The 18875-nt window shown below is 67.6% G+C and carries 20 protein-coding genes and 5 pseudogenes; 11 read left to right on the forward strand and 14 right to left on the reverse strand.

Features of this window, described 5'->3' with window-relative positions; genetic code table 11:
• Positions 1 to 80: 80 nt before the first annotated feature.
• Complete coding sequence (locus OG623_RS34620) at positions 81 to 1202, reverse strand: IS30 family transposase (protein ID WP_406152021.1); 1122 nt, start codon at positions 1200 to 1202, stop codon at positions 81 to 83.
• 223 nt (positions 1203 to 1425) lie between these two features.
• Here OG623_RS34620 and OG623_RS34625 point away from each other — a divergent pair.
• The 5 genes and pseudogenes from OG623_RS34625 to OG623_RS34645 form a co-directional block, all read left to right on the forward strand.
• Positions 1426 to 1758, forward strand: a pseudogene (locus OG623_RS34625) (recombinase family protein); the annotation flags it as partial.
• A 268-nt stretch (positions 1759 to 2026) separates the two neighbouring features.
• On the forward strand, positions 2027 to 2287 hold the full coding sequence (locus OG623_RS34630; protein ID WP_331726012.1) for a hypothetical protein: 261 nt from the start codon (positions 2027 to 2029) through the stop codon (positions 2285 to 2287).
• Between the two features lie 556 nt (positions 2288 to 2843).
• Entirely contained in the window at positions 2844 to 3695 is an 852-nt protein-coding gene (locus tag OG623_RS34635) for a hypothetical protein (protein WP_406152190.1), read from the forward strand.
• Between the two features lie 122 nt (positions 3696 to 3817).
• On the forward strand, positions 3818 to 4210 hold the full coding sequence (locus OG623_RS34640) for a hypothetical protein (protein ID WP_331726016.1): 393 nt from the start codon (positions 3818 to 3820) through the stop codon (positions 4208 to 4210).
• A gap of 5 nt (positions 4211 to 4215) precedes the next feature.
• A complete protein-coding gene (locus OG623_RS34645; protein WP_331726018.1) occupies positions 4216 to 4884 on the forward strand; it encodes a nucleotidyl transferase AbiEii/AbiGii toxin family protein in 669 nt (222 codons plus the stop codon).
• A 144-nt stretch (positions 4885 to 5028) separates the two neighbouring features.
• Here OG623_RS34645 and OG623_RS34650 read toward each other — a convergent pair.
• From OG623_RS34650 to OG623_RS34670, 5 genes and pseudogenes are all read right to left on the reverse strand, one after another.
• A pseudogene (locus tag OG623_RS34650) lies at positions 5029 to 5274 on the reverse strand (MerR family transcriptional regulator); the annotation flags it as partial.
• Between the two features lie 26 nt (positions 5275 to 5300).
• Positions 5301 to 5414, reverse strand: a pseudogene (locus tag OG623_RS34655) (SDR family oxidoreductase); the annotation flags it as partial.
• A gap of 147 nt (positions 5415 to 5561) precedes the next feature.
• Positions 5562 to 6128 carry a GNAT family protein gene (locus OG623_RS34660; RefSeq protein ID WP_331726022.1) on the reverse strand — a complete coding sequence of 189 codons (567 nt, stop codon included), beginning with the start codon at positions 6126 to 6128 and terminating at the stop codon, positions 5562 to 5564.
• 187 nt (positions 6129 to 6315) lie between these two features.
• Positions 6316 to 6777 carry a Tn3 family transposase gene (locus OG623_RS34665; RefSeq protein ID WP_406152193.1) on the reverse strand — a complete coding sequence of 154 codons (462 nt, stop codon included), beginning with the start codon at positions 6775 to 6777 and terminating at the stop codon, positions 6316 to 6318.
• A gap of 221 nt (positions 6778 to 6998) precedes the next feature.
• The gene (locus tag OG623_RS34670; protein WP_331726026.1) at positions 6999 to 7601 is read right to left on the reverse strand and encodes a TetR/AcrR family transcriptional regulator; all 603 of its coding nucleotides are present in this window, start codon (positions 7599 to 7601) and stop codon (positions 6999 to 7001) included.
• 94 nt (positions 7602 to 7695) lie between these two features.
• Here OG623_RS34670 and OG623_RS34675 point away from each other — a divergent pair.
• The 3 genes and pseudogenes from OG623_RS34675 to OG623_RS34685 form a co-directional block, all read left to right on the forward strand.
• Positions 7696 to 7986: pseudogene (locus tag OG623_RS34675) on the forward strand (MBL fold metallo-hydrolase); the annotation flags it as partial.
• A gap of 148 nt (positions 7987 to 8134) precedes the next feature.
• Positions 8135 to 8647, forward strand: coding sequence for a hypothetical protein (locus tag OG623_RS34680; RefSeq protein WP_331726028.1), 513 nt, complete (start codon positions 8135 to 8137; stop codon positions 8645 to 8647).
• Positions 8648 to 8794: 147 nt separating this feature from the next.
• Positions 8795 to 8989, forward strand: coding sequence for a hypothetical protein (locus OG623_RS34685; protein WP_406152195.1), 195 nt, complete (start codon positions 8795 to 8797; stop codon positions 8987 to 8989).
• A gap of 23 nt (positions 8990 to 9012) precedes the next feature.
• Here the strand turns inward: OG623_RS34685 and OG623_RS34690 are convergent, their stop codons facing one another.
• Positions 9013 to 9930, reverse strand: a complete 918-nt coding sequence (locus tag OG623_RS34690) for an NmrA/HSCARG family protein (RefSeq protein ID WP_331726031.1) — start codon at positions 9928 to 9930, stop codon at positions 9013 to 9015.
• Between the two features lie 210 nt (positions 9931 to 10140).
• Here OG623_RS34690 and OG623_RS34695 point away from each other — a divergent pair, with 210 nt between their 5' ends.
• Positions 10141 to 10503: a MerR family transcriptional regulator gene (locus OG623_RS34695; protein WP_331726033.1), complete on the forward strand. Its 363-nt coding sequence runs from the start codon at positions 10141 to 10143 to the stop codon at positions 10501 to 10503.
• A gap of 694 nt (positions 10504 to 11197) precedes the next feature.
• Here the strand turns inward: OG623_RS34695 and OG623_RS34700 are convergent.
• From OG623_RS34700 to OG623_RS34715, 4 genes and pseudogenes are all read right to left on the reverse strand, one after another.
• Positions 11198 to 11428, reverse strand: a pseudogene (locus OG623_RS34700) (helix-turn-helix domain-containing protein); the annotation flags it as partial.
• Between the two features lie 172 nt (positions 11429 to 11600).
• A complete protein-coding gene (locus tag OG623_RS34705) occupies positions 11601 to 12329 on the reverse strand; it encodes an SDR family oxidoreductase (protein ID WP_331726035.1) in 729 nt (242 codons plus the stop codon).
• Positions 12316 to 13257 carry a hypothetical protein gene (locus OG623_RS34710; RefSeq protein WP_331726037.1) on the reverse strand — a complete coding sequence of 314 codons (942 nt, stop codon included), beginning with the start codon at positions 13255 to 13257 and terminating at the stop codon, positions 12316 to 12318. Before OG623_RS34710 ends, OG623_RS34705 begins: the two co-directional genes overlap by 14 nt.
• Positions 13233 to 13706: a hypothetical protein gene (locus tag OG623_RS34715; RefSeq protein ID WP_331726039.1), complete on the reverse strand. Its 474-nt coding sequence runs from the start codon at positions 13704 to 13706 to the stop codon at positions 13233 to 13235. The genes OG623_RS34710 and OG623_RS34715 overlap by 25 nt, the downstream gene beginning before the upstream one ends.
• Positions 13707 to 14050: 344 nt before the next feature.
• Between OG623_RS34715 and OG623_RS34720 the strand changes: the two genes are divergently transcribed.
• Positions 14051 to 14818: a methyltransferase domain-containing protein gene (locus tag OG623_RS34720; protein WP_331726041.1), complete on the forward strand. Its 768-nt coding sequence runs from the start codon at positions 14051 to 14053 to the stop codon at positions 14816 to 14818.
• A 138-nt stretch (positions 14819 to 14956) separates the two neighbouring features.
• Here OG623_RS34720 and OG623_RS34725 read toward each other — a convergent pair whose 3' ends face one another.
• Positions 14957 to 16129 carry a 4-hydroxybenzoate 3-monooxygenase gene (locus OG623_RS34725; protein ID WP_331726043.1) on the reverse strand — a complete coding sequence of 391 codons (1173 nt, stop codon included), beginning with the start codon at positions 16127 to 16129 and terminating at the stop codon, positions 14957 to 14959.
• 224 nt (positions 16130 to 16353) lie between these two features.
• Positions 16354 to 17139 (reverse strand): AraC family transcriptional regulator, encoded by a 786-nt coding sequence (locus OG623_RS34730; RefSeq protein ID WP_331726045.1) that lies wholly within the window; start codon positions 17137 to 17139, stop codon positions 16354 to 16356.
• Between the two features lie 98 nt (positions 17140 to 17237).
• Here OG623_RS34730 and OG623_RS34735 point away from each other — a divergent pair, with 98 nt between their 5' ends.
• Positions 17238 to 18056: a siderophore-interacting protein gene (locus tag OG623_RS34735; protein ID WP_406152198.1), complete on the forward strand. Its 819-nt coding sequence runs from the start codon at positions 17238 to 17240 to the stop codon at positions 18054 to 18056.
• Between the two features lie 113 nt (positions 18057 to 18169).
• Here the strand turns inward: OG623_RS34735 and OG623_RS34740 are convergent, their stop codons facing one another.
• Positions 18170 to 18628, reverse strand: coding sequence for an NUDIX domain-containing protein (locus OG623_RS34740; protein WP_331726116.1), 459 nt, complete (start codon positions 18626 to 18628; stop codon positions 18170 to 18172).
• Positions 18629 to 18875: the final 247 nt, after the last annotated feature.

Here is an 18875-nt window from a genome sequence, read left to right on the forward strand (position 1 = left end):
GTGACGGGGTTTGACGACAGGTAGGGTCCGATCCTCCGTAGGCGGTTTCTAGGGATCGTCGCAACACGTGGCTGGTTTGATCAGACGGCGATCAGTTTATGCAGGCGCTCGGCTGGGGTTTCCCAGCCGAGCGTTTTGCGTGGGCGGCCGTTCAGTTCAGCGGCGACGGCGTCGAGGTGTTCGCGGGGGTGGGCGGCGAGGTCGGTGCCCTTGGGGAAGTACTGACGGAGCAGGCCGTTGGTGTTTTCGTTCGAGCCTCGTTGCCAGGGGCTGGCGGGGTCGCAGAAGTAGACCGGGACCTGGGTGGCGATGGTGAAGGAGCCGTGGCTGCCCATCTCGCTTCCCTGGTCCCAGGTCAACGATCGTCGCAGGTGAGCGGGCAGGGTCTGGACCGTGGAGACCAGCGCGTCCCGGACGCTTTCGGCGCCGTGGTCGCCGGGCAGATGCAGGAGCATGACGTAGCGGGTGGCGCGCTCGACCAGGGTGCCGATGGCCGACTTCCCGTCCTTGCCGATGATGAGGTCGCCCTCCCAGTGGCCGGGGACGGCTCGGTCCTCCGCCTCCGCAGGTCGTTCGCTGATCATGACCATCGGGGTGGCGAACCGTGGCTGGCGCTGCTGGGCCTGGCGGCGGGGTTTGCGTCGGGCGCGGCCCGTGCGCAGAGCGCGGGCCAGCTCGCGGCGTAGTTCGCCCCGGCCCTGGACGTAAAGGGCCTGGTAGACGGTCTCGTGGACCACGTGCATCTCCGGCTGCTGGGGGAACTGTGCCCGCAGAGCCTGGCAGATCTGTTCAGGGCTCCACCGAATGTGCAGGTGGTCCTGGATGAAGTCCCGCAGTCTGGGGTTCTGGCCGATCTTCCCGGGCTTGGGGCGGGGCCGGCGGGCATCGGCGCGGGCCTGGGCTGCGTGCGGCCGGTACTGGCCGTTGCCCGGATGCCGGTTGCGGCGGATCTCCCGGCTGACCGTGGACGGGCTGCGGCCGAGTTCGGACGCGATCGCCCGGATCGTCGCCTTCTCCCGCAGCCGGTCGGCGATGTGGATCCGGTCGCTTTCCCGCAGATACCGCGAGGGACCAGGCGGGGGCGCCACCGTGTTGATCGGTGGCGCCCCGACATGCCCGCCGGACGGGGCGCGGCCGTTACGCCAGCGCCGTCCGGTCTTCTCGTTGATGCCGACGGCCCGGCACGCCTCTTTGTTGCTCACGCCCTGCTGCATGAGCTGAAGGTAGAAGCGCCGCTCCTCGGACAAGGAACGGCGCCCCTGGATGACGGACCTGTCCCGGATCTTGAAATCCATCGCATCCCCTGAACTGGGGTGTTGCGACGATCTCTAGAACCCAAGGTACGGAAGGGGCCCTTCGGCGGCGAACCTGGTCTACAAGCGGGTCTCGACGGACCAGCAGTCGACCGCCCGGCAGGACCTCGTCCTGGCCGAGGCCGGGATCGAGGACCCGGTCGTCTTCGAGGAGGAGCCGGGTATCTCCAGCCGTCTCCACCCGCTCCAGCGCCCGAAGTTCGGCGAGCTGCTGACGTACGCGCGGCCGGGTGACACCGTGCACATCTCCGAGATGTTCCGCCTCGTGCGCGGCAACCAGCACATCCTCGACGTGCTCGACGTCCTGCACCGCGACCGCCTCGCGCTGCGCATCCACGACGGCGCGTTCTCCGCGATGGACCTCACCGCCCGCCACCCGCGCACCGGCGAGCTGCTGTCCACCGTGAAGTTCATGGTGCAGACCCTCGCCGCCGCCGGCGAACTCCAGCGCGACCTCCAACGCGAGCCTGACCTACGACGGACTGCGCGCCGCCGAGGCCAAGGGCAGCAAGGGCGGACGCCGACCCGCCGTCGCGGCCGCGCAGACCGCCGACGTACGCACCGCGTACCTGGAGGGCCGGTCCATCGCCGCCCTCGCGCGCGACCACGGCGTCAGCCGCGGCGCGATCCGCACCGCCGTCGCCGATCTCCTGCCCGAGCACACGGCTGGCGACCCGGGCGTCCCGGCCCCGGAGCTGCCGGTCGTCCTCGACATGCCCGGCAAGGTCGCCGACTACCTCCGCACCACCGAGCTGGAGCCCGCCGAGCGGGCGGCGCTCGACCAGGGCGTGACCGTACGGCGCGGCCAGGGCTACACCCTGCGCGTCAGCGCCGCCCCCGCCGTCCACCGAGGGCTCCTCGCCCGCTGCCAGCCGCTCGACGGCGTCCAGGGCGCCCCCGCCGTTCCGGCCCAGCGCAAGGCCCGCCGCGAGTACGAGAACCGGGTCAGTGCCCTCATCCCGACCGGACCGTGATCCGGGTCAGCGGCTACCGCTAATTTCCGTTCGGATAGGGGGTTGAGGAACATCGGAACGAAAACCGGCGCTAAGCCTTCCGCGCCCCTGAGGGCGCTTTGACCTGGACTTCTTTGAGGGCGGAGCCTTCAGCAGTCGTGATCAAGGCGCAGGCCAACCTCCAGGAGGGCCGCCACGCGCTCGCCCGGAAGATCTTCTCCCAGCCACCGACAGGATCGAGTAGCCGCACACGCACAGAGACCCCGGCGGCCTCCAGCGGGCGGCCCGCCTCGAAACACGGGCACCGCATGCTCTCGCCCTGCGGCCGAGGAACTCCACGGGAAGCGGCGGGCTCCTTTGGCCTATGAGAAATAACAGCAAGAAGCTCCTTCTTCGCCCGGAGGGAGGAGCGCTAGTTGGTTGCGGGGTCGGGGCGCGCGATGACCGTATCGAACCGGAACGTTGCGATTCGGTTCGACACGGACCAATACGAAAGACGCAGTAGAAGGGAGGATTCTGTCATGGAAGCTTCTTGCTGTTATACAGAATGTCAAAGCTGGATCCGTACTCTGGGAGCATGTCGCCCAGCCGCACTCGCCAAGCCGATGCGCTTACCGAGATCCGCCACTTCCTCGACGCGCTGGAAGCTCGCGGGCACGTACGCGAGACACGGCGGCTGCGCGCGCACTTCCTCGACGAGTATCTGGACCACGTCCTGGGCGAGGCGAAGACCACCACGCTCGATGTCGACGAGCTCATGGACTTCGCCCGAGCCGAGGCCTGGCTCGCGGCCGCGGCCGCAGGACGGACCCGTAGACGCAATACCCTCACAGGTCCCGACGCCGCGGCTGCCGGCAACAGCCAGCGCGCCCGCGTCCAGACATGGAATTCCTTCGCCGAACACCTCGGCCTCCCCCTGCGCCTCGAGACGCCCCCCGCCGCACACGGCGACTGGCTGGAACCCGAGGAATGCCAGACGCTGCTGCGCACCCTCGCGGTCAAGCGCCCCGTCGGCTCCAACGCCGCGACCGCGATCCGCACCGCCGCGGTGGCAGCGCTCGTCGCCGCCACCGGCCGCTCCGTACCGGACCTCCACCGCCTGGACGTCGCCCACGTCGACCTGCAGCACAGGCCCATGCCCCGGCTCGACCTGGACACCGGCCCCCATCCGCTCGACAAGGACACCACCGACATCCTGCGCCGCTGGCTCGACGTCCGCGCCGGCATCACCCGTCAGCTCGAAGGCAGCGACCCCGGCTACCTGTGGATCCCGACGAAACCCGGCCGGCCCCGCGGCGGTGAGGAGCCGCCCAAGCCCGGACTGACCCGAGCCGCCGTACGCACCCTGCACGCCGCCCACCGCAACCTCGTCCTGCAGGTCTTCGGCGCACCGCTGCGCCCCGGAGCGCTGCTGCTGTCCCGTCCGTGAAAGGGGGCCACACCTCTGAGGTAAGTCTGCGAGCAGGAAGCCGCCGAACAGGCTGCCGAGGCCGGCCCCACACAGCGGGTACCGCTGCTCACATCATCTCGCCCGAACGACATAATGGAGCCATGTCCACCAGCCGGCAGCACCCCGCACCCGCGCCGAGGGGCCTCTCGGGCACGGACGCCGAGAACCTCGCGCTGTACCAGGAGAAGTTCCGGCGGCGTCTGCCGGAGTCACTGGACGAGTTGCACGGTCCTGCCCAGGGGGTCGTGGAGCTGCCGCTGCACATGGCCTGGTCCGGAATGACCTCGTACGACATGAGCAGGCCTCGCCAGCGCATGGGCCTGTACCGCACCGTCCTGCACGAGGGCCTGTACGAAGATCTGCCCCGCTACCTCAACCGGGACCTGCTCATGCAGCTGTGGCCGGTGCTTCGCACACTCGTCGGCCGTACGGTGCGCGACGTATGGGAAAAGGCCTTCCCCGAACTCGCTCACCGCACCCGGGCAGCCGCGTGACGGACATGCCTGAGCTGCACACGCGGCTCCTGGCGGATGTGATCGCACTCGGCTCTCCATACCCGCTGGTCCTCACAGGCGGCTACGCGGTGCGGGCGCATCGCCTCGTGAACCGCCCCAGCCAGGACCTCGACGTCGCCACCGAGAACCCTGCGCCCATGGCCGACATCGCCACCACGCTCCGCACCGGTCTCGAAGCCCGCGGCTGGACGGTGCACGCGTTGGAGACCGCACCGCTGTCCGCCCGCTTCACCGTGACCGACCCGGCCACCGGCGAGGAGTGCGAGGTCGACATCCTCAAGGAGATCTTCTGGCGCCCGGTCGCCCAGAGCCCGTACGGGCCCGTCCTCGCGGTGGAGGACGTGATCGGGACCAAGGTCCGCGCCCTCGCCGACCGCGGAGCGCCCCGCGACCTGATCGACGTGTTCGCAGCTTCCCGCCGTTGGACCAATGCCGAGCTCGAGGAGTTCGGCCGCCGCCACGCCCGCGGCCGCTTCGAGCGAGAGGATTTGCAGTCGAACCTCACGGGTGCCGAGTGGACCGACGACGAAGCCTTCGCCGCTTACGCGCTTGATGACGCCACCGTGACCGCTCTCCGCATCTGGGCCGTGGAGTGGGCTGACGACCTCGCGGCCCGTCTCCTCGAAGAGGCCGAGGATCCGGACCTCGACTGATCGCACCCAGAGCAGAGCTACCCGCCCCTACGCCACCGCCGAACAGTACGAACGCTGGTTCATGGCCGATTGCTGCCGATGCGGTCACTGCTGGCACAAGGCCGGCAGCTGGCCGGACGGATATGTCTGCCCGGACCCGTTCGGACCGATGTCCGAGGGCGGTGCGGCGGCCACATCGCCGTCCAGGCACGGCAGGAACACCCGCACGTCGTCCAGAGTGAGCCCGGCGGCCAGCAGGTAGCGGATATTTCGGACCCGCACCACCACCCGCTCGTCGTAGATGCGGTAGCCGTTGGGGGCCCGCTGCGAGGAGATCAGTCCGGCCTGCTCGTAGTGCCGCAGCGCACGGGCGGTTGTCCCGGTCGCCCTGGCCAGCTCACCGATCCGCACCCATTCCACCTCCCGGGCCACTCCTATCACGCCACGACCGCTCCGCCGTCGACCGGGAGTACCACTCCGGTGACGAACGACGCGGCCGGTGCGGCAAGTTGGGTGACTGCCCAGGCCACCTCCTCGGGGCGGCCGATCCGGGACGCTTCTGAACACGGAACGTGATGGGAGTCGTGCGAGCCAGAGCCCTTTCCCCGGACGTCCGCGAGCGCGGCCTCCGTGCCTGCGTCTGCGGGCCGCCCTTCTGCTGTGGATTTGTCTCATGCACAGGAATGGTGACGCGAATGTCACCGCACCGATGGGAGCTGGTGTGTGGCCCAGTGTTCAGCGGCGGTGATGCCGAGCAGCACAACGTCGTGATAGCTGCCGGCGAAGAATTCATGCTGGCGAAGCCGTCCCTCCTCCGTGAAGCCCAGCCTGTGGTAGAGCGCGAGGGAGGCGTCGTTGAAGGCGTAGACCTCCACCTCGCATTTGTTGTAGCGCTGTTCGGCGAACATGTAGGTGAGGACGAGTTCGGTTGCCTCGGCTGCGTATCCCCTGCGGCGGTGATCGCGGATGATATCGATACCCGTCTTGAATCGTCCCGCACGGTTGTCGGTCTCTCCGACTGTCACAGACCCTGCGAATGCATGGTCGGCCAGCGCCTCGACCACCAGGCGGAATGCTTCACCGCCCGGCGGACGCCCAGCCCGCTCAGCAGTCCAGGAACGGAAGCTCTCAGCAGAGCGCGGAGGGTCGACCAGGTCGGCGTTGCGGACATCGAGCGTGTTCTGGGCCAGGTCCTGAAAGCCCTCCCAGTCTTCCGGCTCGACACCCCGCAGGCGTACCTTCTCACCAGTCCACATGTCGCTCATGGCACCTACCACTTCAGTATCGGTTGCAGGCGCCGACCGCCATGCACTTCAAACTTGGCACGGTAGCGGTGCGATACGGTCGCACGCTGGGTAAGCGCTGCTCTGACGTCGTGTTCGGCCGACATCTTGAGCTGCTGTCGTTCTCCTCCCTGGGCACCTCAGCCCGGTGCAAGGCTGGTCCTGGTGGTCACCATGGGGTTGCCGCCCCCGCGCCCGCATCCTCGGCCGTGTGCAAGGTGGGGTTGTAGACGGGTGGGGGTATGTGGAGTCGGTCGGTAGTGTAGTCGCCGAAGCGGAGCACGTTCTCGCGCCGGTAGGGGCTGAGGACCGCCAGATCACTCGCATTCAGAGTCCAGCCTTCGCGGGCCATCTGACGCGGAGTCTTGGTCATGTCGATGCTGGTGGAGAAGATCACGCTCGCGGCGACGAGGTCGAGGAACTTGATCGCCTTGTCCTGCAGTTCCGGGTCGCGGCTGATGAGCCAGCCGGCGTTGCCGAAGTGGAGCCACTTGGTGAACCCGTTGTAGGCCTCGGCCTTGTTCGTGGCCCGCTGGATCTGCTCCCGCAACGCCGGATCCGACAGATAGCGCAGCAGCACGGCCGTGCGCACGGCGCGCCCGACCTCCCGGAAGGCCAATCTCAGCGCCAACCACGGTTCGATTGATCCCCGGGGCCGTACCCCGACCCCAGAGGCCTACGATCATCACGGACCGTCACCACGCTATGGGTACGCTCGGCAGCCAGAAATAACACAGCGTCACCAAGCGGCCCGTTTCGCGCGTATCTCCCCCGACCCCCTACCCTCGCCTCACTCTTGTGGGCGTGACGTTCAACGACAGTTCCTCAGCCAGTGGCCAGCCTGTCGCGCGGTCAGGGCTGGTTCAGCGCCCGCTCGATCGCGAGGCGGGCACGGCCCGCGGCCGACCGGTCATGCTGGAGCTGCATGGCTGCGTTCAGTGCCAGTCCGGCGGCGATGATCTCGAACAGTGCCTGGTCGATGTCGAACCTGTCCGGTAGTTCGGCGTTCTCCACCGCTGCGATCAGGTCCGCCCGCAGCTGTTCCTGCCAGCGCGACCACACTTCGGCCACCGCGTCGCGGACCCGGCCGGGGCGACCGTCGTACTCGGTGAGCGCTGCGGTCATCAGACAGCCGCCGGGCAGTAGCGGCGCTTCCAGGTAGTCCACGGAGTTGGCGCACACCGCACGCAGCCGCCGCAGGCCCGGGGGTTCGCCCAGCGCGGGCTCGACCACCCGGTGCCAGAAGTCCACGAACGCTTTGTCCAGCGTGGAGATCTGCAGCGACTCCTTGGTGCCGAAGTGCTTGTGCACTCCGGACTTGCTCATCTCCAATGCCTCGGCGAGCCGGCCGATGGTGATGCCGTCCAGCCCTTCCTCGGAGGCTATCTCGGCGGCACGGCCGAGGATCCGGCCCTTGGTGGCCTGCGCTTCGGCTGCTGAGCGGCGTGGCGACATGTGACGAGCATAGCGTACGGGCGTCTGCTAATCTCCCTTAGAGAACGTTCGTACGCTAAATTGTTCGGTGTTACCGAGAGCAGGGAGTGATGAGATGCGAGTACGAAGGCTGGGCTGGGCGGGACTGGAGATCGAGGCCGGTGGCAAGCGGCTGGTGATCGACTACGTGCGGGATATCTCGCCGCTGTTCACCGAGTGGAAGCCCGGCGAGTGGGTGGCGGCACCGACCGGGAAGGTCGATGCCGCGCTGGTCACCCACCTGCACCGCGATCACGCCGACGCGCCCGCGCTCGCGGAAGTGCTGGTGCCGGGAGCACCGGTGCTGCGGCCGGCTCCCGGCCACGGTGATGACGTGGACAACATGACGACGTTGCTGGCTCGCCGACCGGATCCGCGGCCTCCTCGCCGACCTCGGAGAGCGCACTGAACCCGCCCCTGACGACCACTGCTGACCAAACCGGGGTATGGCCCATACAGCTGAGCATCTTGCTCAGCTACACGCCCACAGGAGTTCCTCGTTGCATATTTCGGACATGCTGACCGGCTTTGTTGTCGGCGCTCCCACTGGCGCTGTCATCACCGCGATCGTCACGACACGACTCGCGCGTCGACGCGAGCGGCACGAAGACAAATTGGAGGACAAAAAGCAGGCTCACACCATGAAGGTCGCGATACGGCGAGAACGTTTTGAACAGGAGCAGGAGGCGTCCAAACACATCGTCGCCTTCGTCAACGCTGTCAATACGTTCATGTTCACCGCAGTAGAGAAACTGTCCCTGCTGACGAGCACCCCGAAACAGGCCAACGAGATCCTGCACAACGTCTACCAACCCGTGGAGGCAGAGGCCAAGAAGGTCCGCCACTGGGCACCTGACATCGCCCACACAACCCTCGACATCGAGAAGGCGTGCCTCATGCTCATGGTGGAGCCGCCAGAGTGGATCGAGGCCGATACTCCGGTATGCCGAGGCTGGTACTCGCACCTCAGCGACCAGATCGGCAAGAAGATCGTGATGTTCGAGGCAGTGAATATGAACCACCGTTGAGCCAGGGTTCCTCGTCGGAAATCGTCCAGATAAGAACCTGCTCGGTCGCTACAGCTTCACCGCCTCCACCCCGGCCGCCGGCGCCCTGCGCCCGCTGCGCGACCCAGACACCGCCGGGCTCGACGACGAGGAGGACGGCGCGGACTGATGGCGTCAGGAGCCGGCCAGGGCGCCGATCAGCTTGTGGTCGGCCGCCTCGGTCAGCCGCTTCGAGGCCGTGGCGGTCCGCTCCCTGGGGGACCGCCACGGCCTGATCCGCAGGTGGCGAGCACGACGATCGGTACCTCTCGATTGGCCTTCCCCGAGCTGCTGGTCGAGGTGAAGCTCGCCGCCCGGGTCTGACCGGATTGCACACAGGGCCTCGTTCAGCGCGGAGCGATGCCCGTGTCCGTGGAACGGAGCGCCTCATAGAGGAGGCCCGCACCAGGGCCCGCCAGCCAGCGGTCGAAGCGCAGCAAGAAGGGAAACTCCGCGCGCAACGCGTCGAGGTTCGCGTTTCCCGCCAGCCTGCCGTCGTCAACGAGTGCTGCCAACTTGCCGAGGACCTCGTCCTGTGCCGGCAGCGTCGTCGGCAGGCGGCTGTAGCTGATCGGCTGGCCAGCGGCCTGGGTCAGATGCTCGGCCAGAGCTTTGCCGGTGAGAGCGTCACCGGCAATCTCCATGGTGCGGCCGACGTAACGACCGGGTGAGCCGAAGACCGCGGCGACGATGCGGCCGATGTCGCGTACCGCGATGAACTGCATGGCCTGGTCAGGGCGCATCAGGAAGGACAGGTGTCCCCGGTCGAGGCCGATTTCGGGGGTCACCAGGAACTCCATGAACGTGGCTGGCCGAATGATGGTGCTGGCGATGTCCAGATTCCGGACATGGGCCTCGATACGGCTCTTGGTGTCGAGATGGTCGACGCCCGTTGTCGAGCCCGCGGTGACCGCCGAGCTGTAGACGAGGTGGGCGACGCCGCAGCGCTCGGCGATGTCGGCCACCGCTGTGCCGAAGCGGACCTCGTCCTCGTTGGTCACGCCGGCGCCGGCCTGGCCGGAGTTCGGCTGGACACTGAAGACACCGTGGGCGTCAGCGAAGGCCGCGCGGAGCGACTCCGGATCCCCAAGGTCACCGCGGACGGTTTCGACGCCGGAGGCGGAGAGGGACCGGGCCCGGTAGCCGGACGGATCGCGCACGACCGCGCGCACCACCCAGCCGTCGGCCAGCAGCGCAGCGGCGACCGATCCTCCCTGCTGCCCCGTGGCGCCCAGGACGACGACGGGTTTGTTGATGTTGGTCATGCCGACCACGCTGCGCTTTCGGCGATCACGGACGTGTTCCTGATAAACATTGCTGATTCTTCCTGGGATCCTGTGGAGTGAGTCGGAGATGTGCTGGTCACAGGCGTGCTCCAGAGTTCGTAAGGGGTGGTTCGCGCCGTGTCCGCTACGCTAAAACCTGACGCCAGCGTCAGGTGCAAGCGAGGCGTGGAGTCGAGTCAGGAGGCCGGGATGCGGATCGGAGAGGTCGCCGCGAAGGTGGGCGTCAGCGTCAGGGCGCTGCGCTACTACGAGCAGCAGGACTTGCTGCACTCCACCCGGAACCCGGGTGGCCAGCGCCAGTATCCGGCCGGTGCCGTCGAACGGGTCAGGCTTATCCAACAGCTCTACTCTGTGGGCTTGCCCAGCAGAATTATCCGCGAGGTGCTGCCGTTCGCCGACTCCGGTGCAGCGTCACCGGAACTGCTGGAGCTGCTCGCGGCCGAACGCGACCGCCTCGACCGGCAGATGACGGACCTGCGGGACGTGCGCAACCGGCTGCACGACTGCATCACCGAGGCACGCAACCATGACGGAGCAGGAAGTCCATCCTGAGGCAGGGGGCGGTGGCCCGAGCGGGCAGTTGATACGTCGGCGGCACCAGGGGCGTGTCCGGGAAGCGACCACTTCCCCCACTGGCTCACGAGAAATGATCTTCAGCGGCTTCGGCGTGGGCGGCCAGTGGCATTTGTGAACAATCCCGATCTCCCCCGCGAACCCGAGCGGATCCCCGTCCGGCGTACCGGCCAATCATGATCGTTCTCGCCAGGTTTTCCTGGACCGCAACTACTCACACCCGGCTACGGGCAGCCGCCCAGCAGGCCTGGGCCAGGGCGTCACGCATGGTCATTCTCATAAATGTTCATCTGTGAGAGTTCTGCGAGAGCGCCGGAAGTGATCACGTTTCCGCAGGTCGCCACTCGCAAAAGCCCTCTCGAAACTCGCATGTTGTGCGAGGTACTTCTGAGAGGCTGCCGCCATGGATCTCATCCCGATCGTGCCGCACTGGCGGTAGAGTGTCACGACTGCCCGAACTGTGACGTGCCCGCCGGCTCCGCACTCCGCGAGGAACTCGAAGTCCTCGTCCCCGCCGACCGTCACCCCGGCCGCGCGTGGAAGCAGGGCCCGGCGCTCGCCGTCGTGCCCGCGCCCCGCACCGAGCGCCCGGTCCGCATCGGGTACGCCAGGACCTCGACCTCCTGGCCGCATCCCGGACAGCTGCCCCGCGTACGGACGGCGCGGTCCCGGCCGGGGTGCAGGACAGGATGTCGCAGAGCGCGGCCATGACCTGCAACGACAGACGTTCCGGGGTGCCGGAGACCAAGCGGCGGACCTGGGAGGCGGACAGGTCGATGCCGCGTTCGCGAAGCAGCGGCACCAGTCCGGTGGCCGTGAAGATCTGGTGCTGGGCCACGACCTCGCGCAGCCTCCACGTGTAGCCGATCTTGCGTTCACGCGTGCCTCCCGGCGTGGGTCTCAAGGGCTGCGGCGATGGTGGAGTCCAGGTGCCGCCGCAGGGTGCGGGTGCGGAAGTCCGAGGAGACGCATAATGGTGCAGTCGGGTATTGGAACTGTCTGAATGCCCCGGTCCGGGGCCCGTGTGCCGCCCGGACCGTGGTGTGAGTCGCCGTGCGTGGACGCCCGGGATTCAGTCAGACCTGTTCAAAGTGGAACGCCTTGATGAAGCAGTCGCGGGGCTGGGTGACGGCGAAGAGGATGCACTCCACGAGTGACTGCGCGGTGAGAATGTCCTTGGCCTCGCGGGGCGTGTTCTCCCACTGCTCAGAGAGCGGGTCAGGGTTGTCGAAGTCGGGCGGGTAGAGGGAAATCACTCGGACTTTTTGGGGCCGCAGGCGCTTGGAGAGGATCTCGGTGAACCCTGCCTGGGCGCTTTTGGCCGCGTAGAAGGCATCGTGCGCGTCCGAGCGGTGATGACCGGCCGTTCCGCAGGCGGAGATCATGGTGACCACGTCCGGCTTGTCTGAGTTGAGTAGGAGAGGGAGGAAGTTCTTCACGGTCAGGACGGTGCCGGTGGCGCCGGATGTGATGGTGTCGACGACGTCGGCGTCGGAGGCGGATTGGAGGTCCGGTCCTTCGAGGTAGCGGGAGCCGTTGTTGATCAGCACGTCAATGCGGTCGGTGTGCCGGGCGACGCCAGCAGCGAAGTCGCCGATCGAGGCCGGGTCCGTCAGGTCGCAGGCGAAGGCGTGGACCTGCTGGTGTCCTCGGCCGCGAATCTCGTCGCGGACACGTTCAGCGGCGGCGAGAGTGCGCGCGGAGAGAAAGATCTCGGCTCCGAGGTCCGCGAGACGGATGGCCAAAGTGCGTCCGAAATCGCGGCCGGCTGCGGTAATGACCACGCGATGATCATCGAATCTCATGTCGGTACTCCTCATTCGTGGTTGGGAGGTGTGCTGATGTGCGGCGGCTGACCACGGCTGCGTAGGCAGCCCAGTCTCCGGCGGCGGCTCGCTGCCACTTGATGGCGACGGTGATGTCGATGCCGAGGGTGCGGGTAAGGATCGCGGCGGGCAGCTCGGTGGCGAGCTGGAACAGCGCGGCAGAGCGGGATTCCGCGAGCCGGATGCCGAGTTTGCGGAGGCGTTCGCCCCATGGCCCAGGCGCTGATCGGGCGGCCGGGCTGGCCGCCGGGGAAGAGCCAGGGCGAGTCTGTCCGGCCAAGGACGGCATGGCTGCGGCGAACCTCAGCCTCCGGAGAGCCAGTTCAGCGACGGGTGTCGGAAGCTCGACGGGGACGGCGCCAAGGCGGATGCGGACGGTTCCGTCAGTCTCCTCGATGGTGAGCCGGGAGATCGCTGCGGGCCACTGCGCATAGAGCAGCAACAGCAGGACAGCGAGGCGGTCTTCGCGCTTGAGGGTGTCGTCGCGCGGCAGGCGTCGGGCGGTGGCCCAGCGAGCCTCGTCGTCCATCGGCTGAAAGGGGCCGTTCCATCGCTCGGCCGGGAAGCCGAGATCATGGGTGATCTTCTGCGAGAGGGACCAGCGCACGAAGTGGCCCGCCTCTCGGCGGAGGCGGACATCGTCGCTGGTCATCCAACGTTCGAGGTCAACCTGCTGGCAGATTGAGAGGGCCAGGTTCTCATCGTTGAGCCAGTCCAGGAGATAGACGGGCGCCCGCAGATGCTGCCGCGCGGTCGCGAGCTGATAGCGAGTGATCTCCTTTCCGCGGCTGCGTCGGCGGAGCCGTCGCAGGAGATGCCACGTCGCGTACCGGTGCAGGATTTCCCGTCCCTCGGCCGTCGCGTGGGAGGAAACGTGGTCCTTCACCTGCCGTTCGAGCCGGACCATCTGCTCATCCCGCTTGGGCAGGTCCTCGGTGGAGACGAGAACACTGCGGATGTGCTCGATGACCTTGCCTTCAGGGAGTTCGTCCAGAGCCTCGTGGGTGAGGGGCGGCGGCCGGAGCCGAGATCGGACAGGACGGTTGCGACGATGCCCTTGGAGAGCCAGCTCATCGCGGTGGCCGCGCGTTCGGTACTGGCCAGGGCATCGTGGAGGGGCTGCAGTTTCGCGGGGACAGAGTCGGTGCCATCGGCGAGGAGATCGTGGAGCCGCTGCTTGAGGGTGCAGCGAGCGGCATGCATGCGTGGCCAGTGCGGTGCGATGACCAGGAGCCAGTAGTTGTGCAGGGCTTCGGCGATCCTGTGCAACAGGCGGAGAGGCTTGGTCTGTGCCTGCCGCAGGAGGGGGGTGCAGAGGGTGGCCGTCCGCAGCCTGGAGAAGTTCGCGTGTGACACGGGTCGCGGGTGTCGAGCGCAGGGTGGCGAGTTCGTCGTCGATGTCCGTGCTCGGTTTCGGAGGGGCGGGGGTGAGAAAGTCAGGGATAAGGCGGCTGGGGCCGACCAGCGCCTGCAGCAGGGGCCAGTCGACGTGCCGCAGCAGCGGGGCGGCCTGCCGGAGTAGCGGCTTATGCACGGCGTAGCGGACGGGGCTGCGCCAGGCTCGCAGGCTCTGGACGGTCTCTTGCAGGGGTGAGCAAGCGAACGAACGGAAGCGAGGTCGTCCACGTCGAGTCGGAGCCTCAACATTTGGCCAGCCTAAATCTTTCTCCTGCCCGTGGTCAGCTGATGAGATTCAGCTCATGACTGCTTCTGCTTCGGGGCCGGCTCCGTTGACGGCGACGTACGACCGTATCGGGATCGGATATCGGGACATCCGCCGGGCCGATCCCCGCTTGGCTGCACTGATTCACCAATCGCTCGGAGGGGCTCGCACGGTCGTCAACATTGGCGCGGGTGCCGGCTCCTACGAGCCTAAGGACGTCGAGGTCACCGCGGTCGACCCGTCGCAGGTGATGCTTGATCAGCATCCGGGCAGCAAGAAGGTGCTGGCTGGAGCGGAGGACCTGCCCTTCGAGGACGGCGCGTTTGATGCCGCGATGGCGGTGATGACCGTGCAGCACTGGCCCGACCTACGTCGTGGCCTCGATGAGATGCGGCGCGTCTCCCGTCGGCAGGTACTTTTCACCTTCGATCCGTACCATGTGCCCGAGCTGTGGCTAATCGAGGATTACCTGCCGGAACTGCGCGAGTTCGAACGGGCCCGCTTCACACCCCTGTCCACCGTGGTGGAAGCGCTGGAAGCTCATACGGTACTTTCCTTCCCCATTCCGCACGACTTCACCGACGGCTTTCAGATCGCGTACTGGCGGCGTCCGGAGCGCTTCCTGGATCCCGTGGTTCGACAGGCGAGTTCCACCTTCGCCCAGATGCCCGCGTCAGTGGTCGAGTCGGCGATCGAGCGGCTGCGCGCAGACCTGGCTTCGGGGGCCTGGGGCCGCCGCCATGCTGACCTGCTGGAGCGGAACTCCGTCGACTATGGCTACCGGCTGCTCATCGCGGGGCAGTGATTCCGGCACGGTGTAGAGCGCGAGGAATGGTTGGCCTCCCTAAGCCTCCCTGTCCCCGTCGTCGTCCTCGTCCAGTTCCGGGCGCGCCCGGAACTGGACGAGGACGACGACGGGGCCTGACTCCAGAGGAGGTGGGGTCTAGTTGGTTCCGGCTGTGAGTTCGCTGAAGAGCTTGTTCGCCGACTCGGAGGCGAACTGGCGCTGGAGCTCGGCGCGGGCGATCTGCTTCTTGAACTCGCCCTCGTAGCCGGTGAATCCGGCGTTGTGCATGGTGTCGGTGATCCAGGTGGCGAACGCTTGGTAGTTCCAGATGTGCGGCAGGCAGGTCTGCGAGTAGCTGTCGAGGAGGCTGGAGTCGTCCTCCTTGGCGTGGTGGATCACTGCGCGGGCGAAGACCTCGGTGTCGTGCAGGGCGAGGTGGATGCCCTTGGCGCTCATCGGCGGCACGATGTGTGCGGCGTCGCCCAGAAGGTAGAGGTTGCCGTAGCTCATCGGGGCGAACACCACGCTGCGCAGCGGAACGATCTGCTTGGACAGGATCTCGCCCCGCGAGGGCGGGGTGCCGAAGCGGGCCTCCAGCTCACTCCAGATGCGCTCGTCCGGCCACTGCTCGGGGGTGTCGTCGACTGCACACTGCAGGTAGATGCGGCTGGCCTTGGGGCCGCGGGGGATCATCCCGGCCAGGCCCCGTTCGTGGATCGCCATGCCCGAGGGCTTGGTCTCGGTGGCGGCCAGGACGCTGAGCCAGGAGTAGCCGTACGCGTGGGAGTACTCGGTCAGCGCGGAGGCGGGAATGGAGCGGCGGGCTACGCCGTGGAAGCCGTCGCAGCCGGCGACGAAGCCGCACTCGATGGCGCGCGCCGCACCGTCGGCGTTCCGGTAGCGCACCACGGGGTGGCCCTGGGTGAGGTTCTCCAGAGTGACGTCCGCGGCCTCGTAGCGCAGGTCGCCGCCCTCGCGGAGGAAGACCTCGGTCAGGTTTCGCACGAGGACCTGCTGCGGGCAGTACAGGCTCTCGTTGTTGTCCTCGTCGACGTCGATCGGCATCGCGTGGCCGTCGATGTAGAAGCCGCCCTCGCTGTGTGGGATGGGGTCGCCGGCGAGGACTTCCTCCAGGCCCCACTCGCGGAACAGGCGCACCCCGAAGGTGTCGATCGTTCCGGCGCGTTGGCGCTTCTCGACGTAGGCGCGGGGGTGCTTCTCCAGCACGATGCAGTCGACGCCGTTGCGCAGCAGGAAGTTGCCGAGGGTCAGGCCGGCGACGCCGGCCCCGATGATGACGACGGCCGTGTCGTCGCGTGTGTCAGTCATGCGTGCGGGCCTTTCATGATCCGTACGGTGGTGTACGCGCCGAGCGCGTACACCACGGCGCCGAACATGGAGGTCGGCGCCGCGCGATATCCACTGTGGAAGACCCGACAGGATGCGAACCACTGGTAAGTCGACACCCGATACCGGAAACCCGCCAGTGCGGCTCGGGCACTGCGCGCTACCTGCCTGACTAGCGCAAACAGGGTCAGCAGGCTGGGAGGCGGCTATCGCGCGCGGAAGCGCAGCCCGGCCTGGTAGCGGCCAGGGGTCTGACCGACGACCTCGGTGAAGGCGTCGATGAAGGTGGAGGGGTTGGACCAGCCGCATGCGACCGCGGTCTCCGTCACCGTCATCCCGTCGGTCAGGTGCGCCAAGGCGTGGTGGATGCGCAGGGTGGTCCGCCAGCGGTGGAAGCTCATGCTCAGCTCGGTGTGGAACAGGCGGCTGAGCGTGCGCTCGCTGGCCCCCACAGCCCGGCCCAGCTCGGTCAGAGTGGAAGGCCGGGCGGGATCCGCGCGCAGCAGGTCGGTGGCGGCGCGCAGCCGGTCGTCGCTCGCCTCGGGAAGGTGCAGGGATGTCTCGGCCGCATCGGCCAACTCGTCCACGATCACGGCGAGCAGGCGCCGGTGGGCACCGGCCCGCCGTTCCGGCACGTCGGTGAGTGCCAGGAGGGCCTCGCGCAGCAGCGGGCTCACGGCGAAGACGCTGGGGTGATCGATGAGCTCGGCGCACAGATCGAGCGGGACGGACACCAGCCGGACGTCGGTCTGGCCGTAGAAGCGGTGCGAGTGGGCGAATCGCGGGGGCGTCCAGGTGATCCGGTCCGCGGGGGCGACCCAGGTGCCGCGCTCGGTCGCCGTGGCCAGGGCGCCTGCGGCGGCGTAGACCAGCTGGCCCTGGACGTGGCTGTGGGGGTCGAGCTGGAAGCCGTGCGGCAGCCAGGCACCGCCTTGCAGGATCTCGTCGTCTGCATCGGCGGGCGGCGGTGAGGGATGGCGGGTTGTCGGCATCAGGCGTCAGTTTACCGGTGGTCTCGGACAGAACGCCGCGCCGAAAGTGGTCGCATGACCATGACGAAGCCCAAGTCCTGTCCTCAGGGGAGGTAGCGGTGGCCTCCCGAATCCAGCGCCCGCGCAAGCGGCGCATGCTGTCGTTGACCGTGCAGGGGACACAGCAGCCCAGTCCGCACTTCATGACCGTCACGCTCGGCGGCGAGGACGTCCAGCACCTCCAACGCTCCGGCTTCGACCAGGCCGGACGTCTGTTCTTCGCCGATCCTGACGACGACGCTGCGGAGGTGTTCCTGCCCACCAGCGAGCGGTGGATACTCCAACTCACGCTCCAGGGCGGCAAGCAGCGCCCGCGGGTCAGGACATACTCGATCCGGCGCTTTCGGCCCGACGCGCCGGCGTTCGACATCGAGATCTCGCTCCACGCCGACGATAGCCCCGGAGTGCCCGGCCCGGGCACCCGATGGGCGCGGGCCGCCGAACCCGGCATCAGGGTCGCGTTCCTCGACGAAGGACACAGCTACGCGCCCGCCCCCGACATGGCCTGGCAACTCCTCGTCGGTGACGAGAGCGCTCTTCCGGCGATAGCCGCCATCCTGGAACAGTCCTCGGCGGACCTGCCCGCCGAGGTCTTCCTGGAAGTCCCGTCGTCCGAGGACATCCGCAACAACATCACCGCGCCGCCCGGCAGCATCGTCCACTGGCTGCCCCGCACTGACGTCGGCGCGAAACCCGGCACCCTCGCCCTGGACGCGGTGAAGCAGGCCCGCCTTCCCGACGGCCCCTTCTACGCCTGGACGGCCGGCGAGTCCTCGCTGGCCACGGGGATCCGCCGCCACCTGGTCAGCGAACGCGGCGTGGCGAAGTCCGATATCTCCTTCCGTGGCCACTTCAGTCACGGGCGCGCCAGCCTCTAACCACCCCACCGCGAAACCACACCTCGTGGACCTTGCCTGTCGTTGAACGGCCTCGGACCGGTAAGCCCGCATGTTGAGGTGTCGCATATTCAGCGGCTGGGGCCGACCTTTGACTACTGACTGTCGACGGTGACGGTGGTCCAGCGCGGGTCAATGTGGCCCAGCCATGCGTCTTGGTCGTCCGCCAGCGGTTGCTCCAGAGGGAGGGGGAGGAACCGGCAGGCGAAGGTGAGGCCAGCGTCCTCTCCGTCGCCCTTGACGTGGTGTTTCCACGCATCGCGGGTTTCTGCTGATGCTTGCAGAAAGAAGAATGTGGTTCGTCGTGGCTGACCGGTGTCGGGATGGGGCTTGCTCTCCACGGCAATCTGTCGGACGACCGCGGCTGTCAGCAGACCGGTTTCCTCGGCGACCTCTCGAAGGACGGCCTCTTCCAGTTCTTCGCCTGATTTGACGCCCCCCGCTGGAACTTGGGTGCCGGCCTCGGGCATACCGATGTGGTCGAAGACCAGAACCTCGGGGACGGCGCGGTTCCGGATGACGTATGCGGCGACACGGATTCTGGGTCGGGTCATCCCGGCATTGTCAGTCATCTGCGCCGTTCGTGGTTGCCATGGGCGTATCGGCTCCAGGTTCTTCCGGCTTCGGTGACCAGGCGAGTGGCTGTCTTGTCGTGGTAACCGAGGGCCTTCGCGATGACGGGGGCCGGAGCCTGGAGGACGAGTTGATGGATCGCGGAAGGGTCCTGCCGCGCTGCGGCGGGACGCCGATCTCCCGGAGGTGGACTTGGAGGCTGACCGGGTTCATCGGCTGTCCGGGCTG

The sequence above is a fragment of the Streptomyces sp. NBC_01012 genome (assembly GCF_045162755.1).
Classification (GTDB): Bacteria; Actinomycetota; Actinomycetes; order Streptomycetales; family Streptomycetaceae; genus Streptomyces.

Coding starts and splice junctions, on each gene's coding strand:
- OG623_RS34630 (WP_331726012.1), top strand. CDS start 2,027: ATGCCCGGCAAGGTCGCCGACTACCTCCGCACCACCGAGCTGGAGCCC.
- OG623_RS34635 (WP_406152190.1), top strand. CDS start 2,844: ATGTCGCCCAGCCGCACTCGCCAAGCCGATGCGCTTACCGAGATCCGC.
- OG623_RS34640 (WP_331726016.1), top strand. CDS start 3,818: ATGTCCACCAGCCGGCAGCACCCCGCACCCGCGCCGAGGGGCCTCTCG.
- OG623_RS34645 (WP_331726018.1), top strand. CDS start 4,216: ATGCCTGAGCTGCACACGCGGCTCCTGGCGGATGTGATCGCACTCGGC.
- OG623_RS34660 (WP_331726022.1), bottom strand. CDS start 6,128: ATGAGCGACATGTGGACTGGTGAGAAGGTACGCCTGCGGGGTGTCGAG.
- OG623_RS34670 (WP_331726026.1), bottom strand. CDS start 7,601: ATGTCGCCACGCCGCTCAGCAGCCGAAGCGCAGGCCACCAAGGGCCGG.
- OG623_RS34680 (WP_331726028.1), top strand. CDS start 8,135: ATGCTGACCGGCTTTGTTGTCGGCGCTCCCACTGGCGCTGTCATCACC.
- OG623_RS34685 (WP_406152195.1), top strand. CDS start 8,795: ATGGCGTCAGGAGCCGGCCAGGGCGCCGATCAGCTTGTGGTCGGCCGC.
- OG623_RS34690 (WP_331726031.1), bottom strand. CDS start 9,930: ATGACCAACATCAACAAACCCGTCGTCGTCCTGGGCGCCACGGGGCAG.
- OG623_RS34695 (WP_331726033.1), top strand. CDS start 10,141: ATGCGGATCGGAGAGGTCGCCGCGAAGGTGGGCGTCAGCGTCAGGGCG.
- OG623_RS34705 (WP_331726035.1), bottom strand. CDS start 12,329: ATGAGATTCGATGATCATCGCGTGGTCATTACCGCAGCCGGCCGCGAT.
- OG623_RS34710 (WP_331726037.1), bottom strand. CDS start 13,257: ATGGTCCGGCTCGAACGGCAGGTGAAGGACCACGTTTCCTCCCACGCG.
- OG623_RS34720 (WP_331726041.1), top strand. CDS start 14,051: ATGACTGCTTCTGCTTCGGGGCCGGCTCCGTTGACGGCGACGTACGAC.
- OG623_RS34725 (WP_331726043.1), bottom strand. CDS start 16,129: ATGACTGACACACGCGACGACACGGCCGTCGTCATCATCGGGGCCGGC.
- OG623_RS34730 (WP_331726045.1), bottom strand. CDS start 17,139: ATGCCGACAACCCGCCATCCCTCACCGCCGCCCGCCGATGCAGACGAC.
- OG623_RS34740 (WP_331726116.1), bottom strand. CDS start 18,628: ATGACCCGACCCAGAATCCGTGTCGCCGCATACGTCATCCGGAACCGC.